This is a genomic window from Enterobacter sp. MG-EB028 (genome assembly GCF_056673305.1).
In genome coordinates, this window is record NZ_CP195079.1 from 4689416 (window position 1) to 4704271 (window position 14856).

General features: G+C 53.8%; 9 protein-coding genes, 4 tRNA genes, 3 rRNA genes and 1 riboswitch. Of the genes, 3 read left to right on the forward strand and 13 right to left on the reverse strand.

Features of this window, described 5'->3' with window-relative positions; all coding sequences use genetic code 11:
- Positions 1–23 precede the first annotated feature (23 nt).
- Positions 24–362, reverse strand: coding sequence for a MaoP family protein (locus ACR42C_RS22215; protein WP_008501577.1), 339 nt, complete (start codon positions 360–362; stop codon positions 24–26).
- 118 nt (positions 363–480) lie between these two features.
- On the opposite strand from ACR42C_RS22215, the gene hdfR reads away from it, so the two are divergent.
- A complete protein-coding gene (hdfR, locus tag ACR42C_RS22220) occupies positions 481–1302 on the forward strand; it encodes an HTH-type transcriptional regulator HdfR (protein ID WP_116343682.1) in 822 nt (273 codons plus the stop codon).
- Between the two features lie 98 nt (positions 1303–1400).
- On the opposite strand, the gene ACR42C_RS22225 is transcribed toward hdfR, so the two are convergent.
- The 9 genes from ACR42C_RS22225 to btuB form a co-directional block, all read right to left on the reverse strand.
- A tRNA-Trp gene (locus ACR42C_RS22225) sits at positions 1401–1476 on the reverse strand.
- 54 nt (positions 1477–1530) lie between these two features.
- Positions 1531–1607: transfer RNA gene (locus ACR42C_RS22230), tRNA-Asp, on the reverse strand.
- Between the two features lie 56 nt (positions 1608–1663).
- Positions 1664–1779: ribosomal RNA gene (rrf, locus tag ACR42C_RS22235) — 5S ribosomal RNA — on the reverse strand.
- 71 nt (positions 1780–1850) lie between these two features.
- Positions 1851–4755 (reverse strand): 23S ribosomal RNA (locus ACR42C_RS22240).
- Between the two features lie 170 nt (positions 4756–4925).
- A tRNA-Ala gene (locus ACR42C_RS22245) sits at positions 4926–5001 on the reverse strand.
- A gap of 108 nt (positions 5002–5109) precedes the next feature.
- Positions 5110–5186: transfer RNA gene (locus ACR42C_RS22250), tRNA-Ile, on the reverse strand.
- Positions 5187–5255: 69 nt separating this feature from the next.
- Positions 5256–6795 (reverse strand): 16S ribosomal RNA (locus ACR42C_RS22255).
- Together the 16S, 23S and 5S rRNA genes with 4 tRNA genes alongside form the textbook arrangement of a ribosomal RNA operon.
- Before the next feature lie 383 nt (positions 6796–7178).
- Positions 7179–8030, reverse strand: coding sequence for a glutamate racemase (gene murI, locus ACR42C_RS22260; protein ID WP_479984570.1), 852 nt, complete (start codon positions 8028–8030; stop codon positions 7179–7181).
- Positions 7975–9822 carry a TonB-dependent vitamin B12 receptor BtuB gene (gene btuB, locus ACR42C_RS22265; protein WP_166712614.1) on the reverse strand — a complete coding sequence of 616 codons (1848 nt, stop codon included), beginning with the start codon at positions 9820–9822 and terminating at the stop codon, positions 7975–7977. Before btuB ends, murI begins: the two co-directional genes overlap by 56 nt.
- Positions 9823–9888: 66 nt before the next feature.
- Positions 9889–10064, reverse strand: a riboswitch (cobalamin riboswitch).
- Positions 10065–10168: 104 nt separating this feature from the next.
- On the opposite strand from btuB, the gene trmA reads away from it, so the two are divergent.
- On the forward strand, positions 10169–11269 hold the full coding sequence (gene trmA / locus ACR42C_RS22270) for a tRNA (uridine(54)-C5)-methyltransferase TrmA (RefSeq protein ID WP_163330980.1): 1101 nt from the start codon (positions 10169–10171) through the stop codon (positions 11267–11269).
- A 55-nt stretch (positions 11270–11324) separates the two neighbouring features.
- Here the strand turns inward: trmA and ACR42C_RS22275 are convergent, their stop codons facing one another.
- Positions 11325–11684, reverse strand: a complete 360-nt coding sequence (locus ACR42C_RS22275) for a YijD family membrane protein (protein ID WP_008501783.1) — start codon at positions 11682–11684, stop codon at positions 11325–11327.
- 9 nt (positions 11685–11693) lie between these two features.
- Positions 11694–12332: an HTH-type transcriptional repressor FabR gene (fabR, locus tag ACR42C_RS22280; RefSeq protein WP_008501784.1), complete on the reverse strand. Its 639-nt coding sequence runs from the start codon at positions 12330–12332 to the stop codon at positions 11694–11696.
- Between the two features lie 196 nt (positions 12333–12528).
- Here fabR and sthA point away from each other — a divergent pair, with 196 nt between their 5' ends.
- Positions 12529–13929: a Si-specific NAD(P)(+) transhydrogenase gene (gene sthA / locus ACR42C_RS22285; protein ID WP_061096478.1), complete on the forward strand. Its 1401-nt coding sequence runs from the start codon at positions 12529–12531 to the stop codon at positions 13927–13929.
- On the opposite strand, the gene oxyR is transcribed toward sthA, so the two are convergent.
- Positions 13912–14829 carry a DNA-binding transcriptional regulator OxyR gene (gene oxyR, locus ACR42C_RS22290; RefSeq protein ID WP_023309664.1) on the reverse strand — a complete coding sequence of 306 codons (918 nt, stop codon included), beginning with the start codon at positions 14827–14829 and terminating at the stop codon, positions 13912–13914. The two genes, sthA and oxyR, sit on opposite strands and share 18 nt — an antisense overlap.
- Positions 14830–14856 lie beyond the last annotated feature (27 nt).

Here is a 14856-nt window from a genome sequence, read left to right on the forward strand (position 1 = left end):
AAAGGGGCCGTAGCCCCTTTTTCTTAATCGTCAGACTCGGTGTAGTCTTCTGCACCTTCCATCTGCGGTTTACCGCCAGACAGCGTATGGAAACGTTTTGGACGCTTAATGCGAGCCATGTACTTGATCCATACACGTTCTGCTTCAGACTGCGGCTCACGCTCACCACGGCACACCGAGACAAACTGCTTTTCATCTTCGGTTGCAGGCTCACGTTTACCCAGATCCAGCTCGTTAAAGGCATAACCATGACGCTCAAGCAGCTGCGCCTCTTTGATGGTGAAATCGCCGTGACGAGAGAACCCGCGCGGATAATGTTTATTGTCGAAAAAACGATTAGTCGTCGTAAAGCTTTCCGCCATCCTACACGCTCCTAATTCTTTGGCCGAGCTATTTATGGCGCGGAGTATTAGTTACGCTTGACAGAGTGTAAAACAAAACATTTAAATCATAACGACAAATTATTTTGCGGAGAAAGATGTGGATACGGAATTGCTAAAAACTTTCCTTGAAGTGAGCAGAACGCGCCACTTCGGGCGAGCAGCTGAAGCCCTTTACCTGACGCAGTCAGCAGTCAGTTTTCGTATTCGACAGCTGGAAAATCAACTGGGTGTGAATCTTTTTACCCGTCACCGCAACAACATCCGTTTAACGCCCGCCGGTGAGAAACTGCTCCCGTATGCCGAAACGCTGATGAACACATGGCAGGCAGCACGCAAAGAGGTTGCCCATACGTCGAGGCACAATGAATTCTCAATAGGGGCCAGCGCGTCTCTGTGGGAATGTATGCTCAGTCAGTGGCTTACCCGGCTATATCACTCCCATGGCCATTTGCAATTTGAAGCCCGAATTGCGCAACGTCAGTCGCTGGTTAAGCAACTTCATGAGCGCCAGCTTGATCTTCTGATCACAACTGAAGCCCCCAAGATGGACGAATTTAGCAGCCAGATTGTGGGGCAGTTTGGTCTGGCGCTTTATGCCTCTGAGCCTTCGATGATGAAAGCAGACCTGACCTATTTACGCCTGGAATGGGGGCCAGATTTTCAACAGCATGAGACGGGATTGATTGCTCCTGATGATGTTCCACAGCTAACAACCAGTTCTGCCGAGATTGCCTGTCAGCAACTTCCCCTGTTGAAGGGTTGCACCTGGTTACCCGTTCGTTGGGCAGACACCAGGCCTGGATTGCATACCGTGGTGGATTCCACCACCCTTTCGCGACCACTATATGCAATTTGGCTGCAAAACAGTGATAAGCAATCGCAGATAAAAGATCTATTAAAAATCAATGTAATGGATTAATGATGAGGCCAGCAGAGATGCTGGCTGCATTTTAGAATGCGGAAATTTTCCCGAATTTCAGGCAAAAAAAATCCTTTGCCGAAGCAAAGGATTCTATATGGCAGGGGCGGAGAGACTCGAACTCGCGACACCCGGTTTTGGAGACCGGTGCTCTACCAACTGAGCTACGCCCCTAAAGTTTTTTGCCATTAAGCCTGCCATCACTGGCAGGCTTAATGTCTTAATAAGTGGCGGAACGGACGGGACTCGAACCCGCGACCCCCTGCGTGACAGGCAGGTATTCTAACCGACTGAACTACCGCTCCACCGAAGACTGCTTGTAACCACCGGATTAATGCACCGGCTTACTACTAAATTTGATGCCTGGCAGTTCCCTACTCTCACATGGGGAGACCCCACACTACCATCGGCGCTACGGCGTTTCACTTCTGAGTTCGGCATGGGGTCAGGTGGGACCACCGCGCTAAAGCCGCCAGGCAAATTCTGTTAATCTGTATCAGGCTGAATATTGTTTGTGTCTCTCACCGCCAAAACACCTTCGGCGTTGTAAGGTTAAGCCTCACGGTTCATTAGTATCGGTTAGCTCAACGCATCGCTGCGCTTACACATCCGACCTATCAACGTCGTCGTCTTCAACGTTCCTTCAGGAGACTTAAAGTCTCAGGGAGAACTCATCTCGGGGCAAGTTTCGTGCTTAGATGCTTTCAGCACTTATCTCTTCCGCATTTAGCTACCGGGCAGTGCCATTGGCATGACAACCCGAACACCAGTGATGCGTCCACTCCGGTCCTCTCGTACTAGGAGCAGCCCCCCTCAATTCTCCAGCGCCCACGGCAGATAGGGACCGAACTGTCTCACGACGTTCTAAACCCAGCTCGCGTACCACTTTAAATGGCGAACAGCCATACCCTTGGGACCTACTTCAGCCCCAGGATGTGATGAGCCGACATCGAGGTGCCAAACACCGCCGTCGATATGAACTCTTGGGCGGTATCAGCCTGTTATCCCCGGAGTACCTTTTATCCGTTGAGCGATGGCCCTTCCATTCAGAACCACCGGATCACTATGACCTGCTTTCGCACCTGCTCGAGCCGTCACTCTCGCAGTCAAGCTAGCTTATGCCATTGCACTAACCTCCTGATGTCCGACCAGGATTAGCTAACCTTCGTGCTCCTCCGTTACTCTTTGGGAGGAGACCGCCCCAGTCAAACTACCCACCAGACACTGTCCGCAACCCGGATCACGGGTCCACGTTAGAACACCAGCCATTAAAGGGTGGTATTTCAAGGACGGCTCCACGCAGACTGGCGTCCACGCTTCAAAGCCTCCCACCTATCCTACACATCAAGGACCAGTGTTCAGTGTCAAGCTATAGTAAAGGTTCACGGGGTCTTTCCGTCTTGCCGCGGGTACACTGCATCTTCACAGCGAGTTCAATTTCACTGAGTCTCGGGTGGAGACAGCCTGGCCATCATTACGCCATTCGTGCAGGTCGGAACTTACCCGACAAGGAATTTCGCTACCTTAGGACCGTTATAGTTACGGCCGCCGTTTACCGGGGCTTCGATCAAGAGCTTCGCGTTGCCGCTAACCCCATCAATTAACCTTCCGGCACCGGGCAGGCGTCACACCGTATACGTCCACTTTCGTGTTTGCACAGTGCTGTGTTTTTAATAAACAGTTGCAGCCAGCTGGTATCTTCGACTGATTTCAGCTCCACCCGCAGGGGCTTCACCTACATATCAGCGTGCCTTCTCCCGAAGTTACGGCACCATTTTGCCTAGTTCCTTCACCCGAGTTCTCTCAAGCGCCTTGGTATTCTCTACCTGACCACCTGTGTCGGTTTGGGGTACGATTTCGTGTTACCTGATGCTTAGAGGCTTTTCCTGGAAGCAGGGCATTTATCACTTCAGCACCGTAGTGCCTCGTCATCACGCCTCAGTGTTAGAGTGAACCGGATTTGCCTGGAACACACACCTACACGCTTAAACCGGGACAACCGTCGCCCGGCTGACATAGCCTTCTCCGTCCCCCCTTCGCAGTAACACCAAGTACAGGAATATTAACCTGTTTCCCATCGACTACGCCTTTCGGCCTCGCCTTAGGGGTCGACTCACCCTGCCCCGATTAACGTTGGACAGGAACCCTTGGTCTTCCGGCGAGCGGGCTTTTCACCCGCTTTATCGTTACTTATGTCAGCATTCGCACTTCTGATACCTCCAGCAGCCCTCACAGGCCACCTTCGACGGCTTACAGAACGCTCCCCTACCCAACAACGCATAAGCGTCGCTGCCGCAGCTTCGGTGCATGGTTTAGCCCCGTTACATCTTCCGCGCAGGCCGACTCGACCAGTGAGCTATTACGCTTTCTTTAAATGATGGCTGCTTCTAAGCCAACATCCTGGCTGTCTGTGCCTTCCCACATCGTTTCCCACTTAACCATGACTTTGGGACCTTAGCTGGCGGTCTGGGTTGTTTCCCTCTTCACGACGGACGTTAGCACCCGCCGTGTGTCTCCCGTGATAACATTCTTCGGTATTCGTAGTTTGCATCGGGTTGGTAAGCCGGGATGGCCCCCTAGCCGAAACAGTGCTCTACCCCCGAAGATGAGTTCACGAGGCGCTACCTAAATAGCTTTCGGGGAGAACCAGCTATCTCCCGGTTTGATTGGCCTTTCACCCCCAGCCACAGGTCATCCGCTAATTTTTCAACATTAGTCGGTTCGGTCCTCCAGTTAGTGTTACCCAACCTTCAACCTGCCCATGGCTAGATCACCGGGTTTCGGGTCTATACCCTGCAACTTAACGCCCAGTTAAGACTCGGTTTCCCTACGGCTCCCCTATACGGTTAACCTTGCTACAGAATATAAGTCGCTGACCCATTATACAAAAGGTACGCAGTCACACCACGAAGGTGCTCCCACTGCTTGTACGTACACGGTTTCAGGTTCTTTTTCACTCCCCTCGCCGGGGTTCTTTTCGCCTTTCCCTCACGGTACTGGTTCACTATCGGTCAGTCAGGAGTATTTAGCCTTGGAGGATGGTCCCCCCATATTCAGACAGGATACCACGTGTCCCGCCCTACTCTTCGAGTTCACAGCCTGTGTGCTTTCGTGTACGGGAGTATCACCCTGTACCCTGCGACTTTCCAGACGCTTCCACTAACACACAAGCTGATTCAGACTCCGGGCTGCTCCCCGTTCGCTCGCCGCTACTGGGGGAATCTCGGTTGATTTCTTTTCCTCGGGGTACTTAGATGTTTCAGTTCCCCCGGTTCGCCTCGTTAACCTATGTATTCAGTTAACGATAGTGCAACGAATTGCACTGGGTTTCCCCATTCGGACATCGCCGGGTCAAAGGTTCATATCACCTCGCCGGCGCTTTTCGCAGATTAGCACGTCCTTCATCGCCTCTGACTGCCAGGGCATCCACCGTGTACGCTTAGTCGCTTAACCTCACAACCCGAAGATGTTTCACTTCTGATTGCGAAAATTTGAGAGACTCGAACACACATTAACTGTGTGTCGTTTCAATTTTCAGCTTGATCCAGATTTTTAAAGAGCAAAACTTCGCAGTGCACCTTTTCAGGTTCACTCTGAAGTTTTCTTGTGTTCGCAGTAAAAGATGGTGGAGCTATGCGGGATCGAACCGCAGACCTCCTGCGTGCAAAGCAGGCGCTCTCCCAGCTGAGCTATAGCCCCATCGTATTACAAATCTCTGTACCGGTAATTTTTCCTGAGACAAGGCGTGGAAACGCGAAGCATACATCAGTATGTGAGCGTTGCCGCAACGCAGTATCAGGGAAAATTTGGTAGGCCTGAGTGGACTTGAACCACCGACCTCACCCTTATCAGGGGTGCGCTCTAACCACCTGAGCTACAAGCCTGCAGAGATTTTTACTGCTGTTTTTCATCAGACAATCTGTGTGAGCACTGCAAAGGCAGGTTCTTTAAGGTAAGGAGGTGATCCAACCGCAGGTTCCCCTACGGTTACCTTGTTACGACTTCACCCCAGTCATGAATCACAAAGTGGTAAGCGCCCTCCCGAAGGTTAAGCTACCTACTTCTTTTGCAACCCACTCCCATGGTGTGACGGGCGGTGTGTACAAGGCCCGGGAACGTATTCACCGTGGCATTCTGATCCACGATTACTAGCGATTCCGACTTCATGGAGTCGAGTTGCAGACTCCAATCCGGACTACGACGCACTTTATGAGGTCCGCTTGCTCTCGCGAGGTCGCTTCTCTTTGTATGCGCCATTGTAGCACGTGTGTAGCCCTACTCGTAAGGGCCATGATGACTTGACGTCATCCCCACCTTCCTCCAGTTTATCACTGGCAGTCTCCTTTGAGTTCCCGGCCTAACCGCTGGCAACAAAGGATAAGGGTTGCGCTCGTTGCGGGACTTAACCCAACATTTCACAACACGAGCTGACGACAGCCATGCAGCACCTGTCTCAGAGTTCCCGAAGGCACCAAAGCATCTCTGCTAAGTTCTCTGGATGTCAAGAGTAGGTAAGGTTCTTCGCGTTGCATCGAATTAAACCACATGCTCCACCGCTTGTGCGGGCCCCCGTCAATTCATTTGAGTTTTAACCTTGCGGCCGTACTCCCCAGGCGGTCGACTTAACGCGTTAGCTCCGGAAGCCACGCCTCAAGGGCACAACCTCCAAGTCGACATCGTTTACGGCGTGGACTACCAGGGTATCTAATCCTGTTTGCTCCCCACGCTTTCGCACCTGAGCGTCAGTCTTTGTCCAGGGGGCCGCCTTCGCCACCGGTATTCCTCCAGATCTCTACGCATTTCACCGCTACACCTGGAATTCTACCCCCCTCTACAAGACTCTAGCCTGCCAGTTTCGAATGCAGTTCCCAGGTTGAGCCCGGGGATTTCACATCCGACTTGACAGACCGCCTGCGTGCGCTTTACGCCCAGTAATTCCGATTAACGCTTGCACCCTCCGTATTACCGCGGCTGCTGGCACGGAGTTAGCCGGTGCTTCTTCTGCGGGTAACGTCAATCGACAAGGTTATTAACCTTATCGCCTTCCTCCCCGCTGAAAGTACTTTACAACCCGAAGGCCTTCTTCATACACGCGGCATGGCTGCATCAGGCTTGCGCCCATTGTGCAATATTCCCCACTGCTGCCTCCCGTAGGAGTCTGGACCGTGTCTCAGTTCCAGTGTGGCTGGTCATCCTCTCAGACCAGCTAGGGATCGTCGCCTAGGTGAGCCGTTACCCCACCTACTAGCTAATCCCATCTGGGCACATCTGATGGCAAGAGGCCCGAAGGTCCCCCTCTTTGGTCTTGCGACGTTATGCGGTATTAGCTACCGTTTCCAGTAGTTATCCCCCTCCATCAGGCAGTTTCCCAGACATTACTCACCCGTCCGCCACTCGTCACCCGAGAGCAAGCTCTCTGTGCTACCGTTCGACTTGCATGTGTTAGGCCTGCCGCCAGCGTTCAATCTGAGCCATGATCAAACTCTTCAATTTAAGTTTGATGCTCGTGAATTAAACTTCGTAATGAATTACGCATGTTCACTCAGAGACTTGGTATTCATTTTTCGTCTTGCGACGTTAAGAATCCATGTCACTTTGAGTGCCCACACAGATTGTCTGATAAATTGTTAAAGAGCAGTTGCAACGCGGCTTTCAGCTCACCGTTGCGAGGTCCCGTATATTACGTTTTCCTCATTCAGAGTCAAGCGATTATTTTCACTTTTCTCTGTTGGCATTCATCTCTGAACTCCGCTAACCCGGCGGCTTGCAAGCCGTTGTTCCGTGTCAGTGGAGGCGCATTATAGGGAGTTCTCAGACGTTGACAACCCCTCTTTTAAAAAAAACTTTCAACCGTCTCTTTTTTGCTCAAAACCGTGCTACAGCGCCAGTTTTTCGAGCGTTTCAAAGCCATAACGGCGTAAAACGGGTAAAAGTTGCTCAGTCTCTTTCGTAATGGCCATGCAAAACGCGATATTCGCATCGGTAGATTTCGCATCCGGCGCTTCATGCTCCAGCAGCCAGGCCGTACGACGGGCGATTGCCGCACCGGAATCCACTAGGCGCGTCCCCTCCGGAAGCACTTCTAATAGCTCTTCCTGCAATAGCGGAAAGTGGGTGCAGCCCAGCACAACCGTATCCGGTGGTTCGGGCATACGCAGCCACGGACGAAGAATACGACGCAGCTCTTCAAGCGATACCGTCTCGCCGTGCAGTTTCGCTTCCGCCATCTCCACCAGCTCTGCGGAGCCAAGCATTGCAATCTGGCATTCGTTAGCAAAACGGTCGATCAGCTCGCGGGTATAAGGACGCTTCACCGTGCCACGCGTGGCCAGTAACCCTACGATGCCGTTAGCCGTGAGGCGCGCGGCAGGCTTTATGGCAGGAACAACGCCCACAACCGGGAACTGGAATTTTTCACGCAGGGCAGGAAGGGAAACGGTGCTCGCCGTATTACAGGCAATGACCGCCAGCGAAAGGGGATAGCGCTTTTGTACCGCGGTGACGATTTCAACCACACGCTCAACGATAAAGTCTTCACTCTTTTCCCCATACGGGAAAGCGACGTTATCGAAGGCGTAGATGTAATGGAGATCCGGCAGGAGATGCCGAATCTCATCATAAACCGAAAGCCCACCGACGCCGGAATCAAACACCAGCACGGTGGAACGCGGATTAGAAGGTGTAGCTGCCAGACAAGGTGTATTCCCGTCCTGCAGTTTGGTAGCCATAAACTGTCTCGTAATCTTTATCGAACAGGTTGGCTATTTTACCACGAACTGTGAGATGTGAGGTGACAGGATATGAAACTGCGACATCCCAAAGGCTCACACCGCCCATTTTAACTTTCTCTGACGGATACGAACCAAAATCAGTGTCGTAACGCGTGCCGAGATAGTGATACGTCAGGCTCCAGTCGAAATCATAGATCTGCGTATCGAGCTGATATTTCACCTGCTGCTTAGCACGACGGTCCAGAAGTTCGTTGGTCGCTGCGTTGCGGGCATCCACATAGTCGTAGCCAACGGTATGCGTCAACGGACCCGTATCAAATGAAGCTGTCGCCTCCACACCCTTAATGCGTGCTTTGCCGACGTTGTAATATTGCTGAAGGTTATTATTGAAGTCGATGAGATTTTCAACGTCATTACGATAGCCGGACACGCGCCAGCTCACGCCTGCCGTCAGGCCTTCAAACGCCCCTTCCCACTGCTTGCTCTCTTCTGGATCAAGATGGTCATTGCCATAGAAGCCATAGAGTTGCCCCAGATTCGGTGCTTTATAGGCCGTGCCATAAGAAGCAATGAAGCGGTAACCGTCCACGAACTCCCACGCTGCACTGCTTTGCCAGGTGCCGTGGCGACCAAACTGCGAGTTGTCATCGCTGCGAACCGCCCCTTCCAGGGTGAAATCACCCAGTTGCTGCAGTCCGGTCAGGTAGACGCCGGTATTACGCAGGTCGTAGCCGTTGGTAACGTAGTTTGTACCCGGCTCGGTGCTCTGCTTCTGCCAGTCAACGCCCGCGCCAATGTTCCCGTGACCCACATCAACAGAGTTGAGCCACTGAACGTTGTACTGTTTGATTTCATCCAGTGTGGCCGTTGAATCGTAACGGCCCAAATTTGGATCGTAGTTATAGTCCTTGCTATGGCTATAGCTGGTGAGCAGCTGTGAATGGAAGATGTCACCGTTGAAGCGTAATCCTGCGTCCCAGGTCTGGCTATAGAGCTGGCGGGTATCGACCAGTACGTCAGGGGTAAATGAACTGTAGTAACCGTCGTAGGCCGTACGGTTGCTGTAGCCAAAGCCGCGAACAAATCCGCTCCACTGGTCTGAGAATGCGTGATCCAGTGCGCCGTAGAGCGTTTTATTCATAAAGCCGTCGCGATCGGTCTGGGCAAGGCCGCCATTGTTGCCGTCCGCAACCACATCAAAACCTTTGGTATAAGTGTAATCACCCGCAAGCGTGACGCGCGTGCTGTCGCCCAGCGTTTGCTGGGTACTGCCGCCATAATTCTGATAGCCGTGCGAGCCTACGCCGGCATTCAGCGTCGTACCATCCTTCGCGCGGGTGGTAATAATGTTGACTACACCGCCAATTGCGTCAGAACCGTACACCGCCGAACGCGGTCCACGAACATATTCGATACGCTGCACCAGGGAGATTGGGAACTGGCTGAGATCGGACGACCCCGTGACGCCCGCCTGGTTAAGGCGGACCCCGTCAACGAGAATCAGCACGTGGCTGGAGTTTGTGCCACGAATAAAGAGAGAAGAGAGTTGCCCCATCCCGCCATTTTGCGCCGTATCCACGCCAGGCAGGCGACGCATAACGTCCAGCACCGAGGTTGACTGCCAGCGGTCAATATCGGCACGCGTCACCACCGAGGTTGCTGCCAGAATAGTTTTTTCAGGTTGTTCAAAACGATTTGCCGTCACCACCAACGAGTCAGCGCTATCCTGCGCCCAGCCCGAAAATGCCGTGACGGACAGCGCCGTCAACAGCGATACTTTTTTAATCATTGATAAAGCATCCACAATATAAGAAGGATGCCGCAGGCCTCATCTATAGCACGCGATGATGAAACCAAATGCGACGTGATCCCGGCAGGTCTTCGGGCTGGGTGGCGTTATACGGATGAAGACTTCCCATTTTCACAGTGTCTACAGCTCTCATCCCGCCAGTCTTTACCGCTGCGCGTCAGCTCCAGATTTTCACTGGATTCCCTTTTCACTCTCAGGAGACCGGAAACAGAATGCTACAATTAGACACGTATAGATGTCCAGACAGCTATTGGCCATTAAATCTGGACATCCACTGCACAATCCCTACAATCCCCGCGTAATTCTTTATCATTCAGGACGCATCATGACCCCCGAACACCTCCCGACAGAACAGTACGACGCGCAGCTGGCAGAGAAAGTTGTCCGCCTGCAAAGTATGATGACGCCTTTCAACGCGCCCGTTCCCGAGGTGTTCCGCTCCCCTGTCAGCCACTACCGCATGCGCGCCGAGTTCCGCATCTGGCACGACGGCGACGACCTGTATCACATCATTTTCGATCAGCAGACCAAATCCCGCATTCGCGTGGACAGCTTCCCGGCAGCGAGCGAGCTCATCAACCAGTTGATGACGCTGATAATTGAAGGCGTGCGCAACAATCCGGTGCTGCGCCACAAGCTGTTCCAGATTGACTATCTGACCACGCAAAGCAATCAGGCGATTGTCTCTCTGCTGTACCACAAAGCATTGACCGACGAGTGGCGCGAGCAGGCAGAAGCCCTGCGCGATGCGCTGCGCGCGCAGAACATCAACGTGCACCTGATTGGCCGCGCGACCAAAACCAAAATCATGCTGGATCAGGATTACGTCGACGAACGTCTGCCGGTGGCGGGTAAAGAGATGATTTACCGTCAGGTGGAGAACAGCTTCACCCAGCCGAACGCGGCGATGAACGTGCAAATGCTGGAGTGGGCGCTGAAGGCGACGGAAGGGTCTAAGGGCGACCTGCTTGAGCTGTACTGCGGTAACGGCAACTTCTCGCTGGCGCTGGCGCGTAACTTCGATCGCGTCCTGGCAACCGAAATCGCCAAGCCGTCAGTGGCCGCCGCGCAGTACAACATTGCCGCCAACCATATCGACAACGTGCAAATCATTCGTATGGCCGCAGAAGAGTTCACGCAGGCCATGAATGGCGTGCGGGCGTTTAACCGCCTGGAAGGGATCGATCTCAAGAGCTACCAGTGTGAGACGATTTTTGTCGACCCTCCACGCAGCGGCCTGGACAGCGAAACAGAGAAGATGGTGCAGGCGTACCCGCGCATTCTGTACATCTCCTGCAACCCGGAGACGCTGTGCAAGAACCTGGAAACATTAAGCCAGACACACAAGGTTGAACGTCTGGCGCTGTTCGATCAGTTCCCGTACACGCACCACATGGAGTGCGGTGTACTGCTCACGGCGAAGTAATTAGCCGGCGTTTTTGGCTGGCGGCGCTTCGCTTACCTGCCCTACTCAAGCCTCATTACTCTGGCAGTTGGCTCTTGCGGCTACGCATGCGAGAGCCAATCCAGAACACCAGCGCCACAGACAGTACCGCAGGGAAGAAGTTAGAGCCGATATCCGGATACTCCGCGCGAACCACGGTGCTATACAGCAATACGCCCAGAATAAAGCAGGCGGCGGCCAGACCCGGTAACCCCACCGGCATGGTGCGGTTCAGGTAACGTTGATGCAGGCAGTAAACCGTCAGCACCAGCGCAATAAGCGGGAAAATCGAAAATGGAACGATTGAGCTAAAAATAGCGGCAAACGTGCCATTAATGGATAAGCCAGCGATCAATGCCAGCAACAGCGTCCCTTTATCCTGACCTGACTGTTTCATTACTCACCTTCACTCTTCGGTTTGATGTGCCAGTTTCTCTTGTTCACGGCGATACCAGTAATACGCGCCTTTGGAGATCATCCTGAGCTGCAGTACCAGTCGCTCTTCGAGCTGCTTGCGTTGTTCAATGCTGACATCCAGCGCTTCGGCACCCGCGCTGAATACAATCGTCACCATCGCTTCGGCCTGTGCTTCGGTAAACGCACGCGGCATATGGTTTTCGAGTTCAAGATAATCGGCAAGTTCCGCGATGAAGTGCTGAATTTCCCGCGCGACGGCGGCACGAAACGCAGCCGATGTGCCCGAACGTTCGCGCAGAAGCAGACGAAACGCGTTGGGGTTATTGCCGATAAATTCCATAAAGGTCGACACGGAGGTACGGATCACGCTGCCTCCTTTGGCGATACGCTGACGCGCCTGGCGCATCAGCTGGCGCAGCATGAGTCCGCTCTCGTCGACCATGGTCAGGCCCAGTTCATCCACGTCACGAAAGTGACGATAGAAGGACGTTGGCGCAATCCCGGCCTCGCGAGCGACTTCGCGCAGGCTCAAACTGGCAAAACTCCGCTCAGCACTCAGTTGACTGAATGCGGCTTCCACCAGCGAACGCCGGGTTTTCTCTTTTTGTTGTGCTCTTACGCCCATCACAATAGTTGAATCCTTCCAAAGGCCTGATGGCACTATACCAGAGAATAAAATTAATCTGTTTGCCCTGCTTTGTGAATGATTGTTTTCGTGCGGTTTGTGCTCCACTGCCGGAAAAAAGCACAACGATAATTGGGTTACCCTGGTAATGATGTTATGATTCTGTTGCTTTTATGTATAAGAACAGGTAAGCCTTACCATGCCACATTCCTACGATTACGACGCAATAGTTATTGGTTCCGGCCCCGGCGGCGAAGGTGCTGCTATGGGTCTGGTGAAACAGGGAGCCAGAGTAGCGGTCATTGAGCGCTACCATAATGTCGGCGGCGGTTGCACCCACTGGGGCACCATCCCTTCGAAAGCCCTCCGCCACGCCGTTAGCCGCATCATCGAATTTAACCAGAACCCTCTTTACAGCGACCACTCCCGACTTCTTCGTTCCTCCTTTGCCGACATCCTGAATCACGCGGATACCGTCATTAACCAGCAGACGCGCATGCGTCAGGGCTTTTATGAGCGTAACCACTGTGAAATTCTGCAGGGCAACGCGCATTTTGTGGATGAACATACCCTGGCACTCGAATGCCACGACGGATCGGTTGAGACAATCACCGCTGAAAAATTTGTTATCGCCTGTGGTTCACGCCCTTACCATCCGGCCGACGTCGACTTCTCGCACCCGCGCGTCTACGACAGCGACTCGATTCTGAGCCTGCACCATGAACCCCGCCACGTCATTATCTATGGCGCAGGGGTCATCGGCTGCGAATATGCGTCGATCTTCCGCGGAATGGATGTGAAAGTAGACCTGATCAACACCCGGGATCGCCTGCTGGCGTTCCTCGATCAGGAGATGTCAGACTCCCTCTCCTACCACTTCTGGAACAGCGGCGTGGTGATTCGCCACAACGAAGAGTACGAGAAGATCGAAGGCTGCGATGACGGCGTGATCATGCACCTGAAGTCTGGTAAAAAGCTGAAGGCAGACTGCCTGCTGTACGCCAACGGCCGTACCGGCAATACCGATTCATTGCGGCTGGAAAATATCGGGCTTGAGACCGACAGCCGCGGCCAGCTCAAGGTCAACAGCATGTACCAGACCGCGTTGCCGCACGTTTACGCGGTCGGCGACGTGATCGGCTACCCGAGCCTGGCATCTGCCGCTTATGATCAGGGCCGCATTGCCGCTCAGGCGCTGGTGAAGGGTGAAGCAACGGCGCACCTGATTGAAGATATCCCGACGGGTATCTACACCATCCCGGAAATCAGTTCCGTGGGGAAAACCGAGCAGCAGCTGACGTCAATGAAGGTGCCTTACGAGGTGGGTCGTGCGCAGTTTAAACATCTGGCGCGGGCGCAAATCGTGGGGATGAGCGTGGGAACGCTGAAGATCCTGTTCCACCGCGAGACGAAAGAGATCCTCGGTATTCACTGCTTTGGTGAACGCGCGGCGGAAATCATTCATATCGGCCAGGCGATAATGGAGCAGAAAGGCGGTGGTAACACCATCGAATACTTCGTTAACACCACCTTTAACTACCCGACCATGGCGGAAGCCTATCGGGTAGCCGCGCTGAACGGCTTAAACCGCCTGTTTTAACGCGCTGTCGAAATGGCCATCCATCGAACCACGGATGGCCTCTGCCAGCTGCTCATAGCGGCTGCGCAGCGGTGAACCCGGACGATACACCAGACCAATAGTGCGACGCGGTTCCGGCTTAATGCACGGCAGGTACACCACGCCATCACGCTTACGCTCGCGCGGCACGGCCAGCGCAGGCAGCAGCGTAATACCGCTTCCCGCCGCCACCATATTACGCAGCGTTTCCAGGCTGGTTGCGCGGAAATGGGTATCTTCATCGGCACCCGCTTCGAAGCAGAAGCCCATCGCCTGATCGCGCAGGCAGTGGCCGTCTTCCAGCATCAGCAGCTTTTCCCCGGCCAGATCGGCCATCGGAACGCGATCGCGGTTCGCCCACGGGTGATCTTCATAGATCGCCAGCATCATCGGCTCATCGAACAGCGGCACTTCGATAAAGGCTTCACTCTCTTTTACCAGCGCCAGAATGGCACAGTCGAGCTTGCCGCTGTCCAGCTGCGCCAGCAGCTGATGGGTTTGCGCTTCATGCAGGTACATTTCGAGTTTCGGGAACGTCTGGTGCAGCATCGGAATGATGTGCGGCAACAGGTACGGGCCAACGGTTGGGATCAGGCCAATATGCAGCGGGCCTGACATCGCCTCCCCCTGCTGGCTTGCCATTTCCTTGAGCACTTTGACCTCGCGCAGCACGGTGCGCGCCTGATCCACCAGCAGCAGACCGGCCTGGGTGAACAGCACCTTACGGCTGGTGCGCTCCAGCAGCATCACGCCCAGCTCGTCTTCCAGCTTGCGGATCTGGCCGCTCAGCGTCGGCTGGCTGACGTGGCAGGAATCTGCCGCGCGGCGAAAGTGACGATGCTCGGCTAACGCTACCAGGTATTCAAGATCACGAATATTCATTATTCATCCTCCGTCGCCACGATAGTT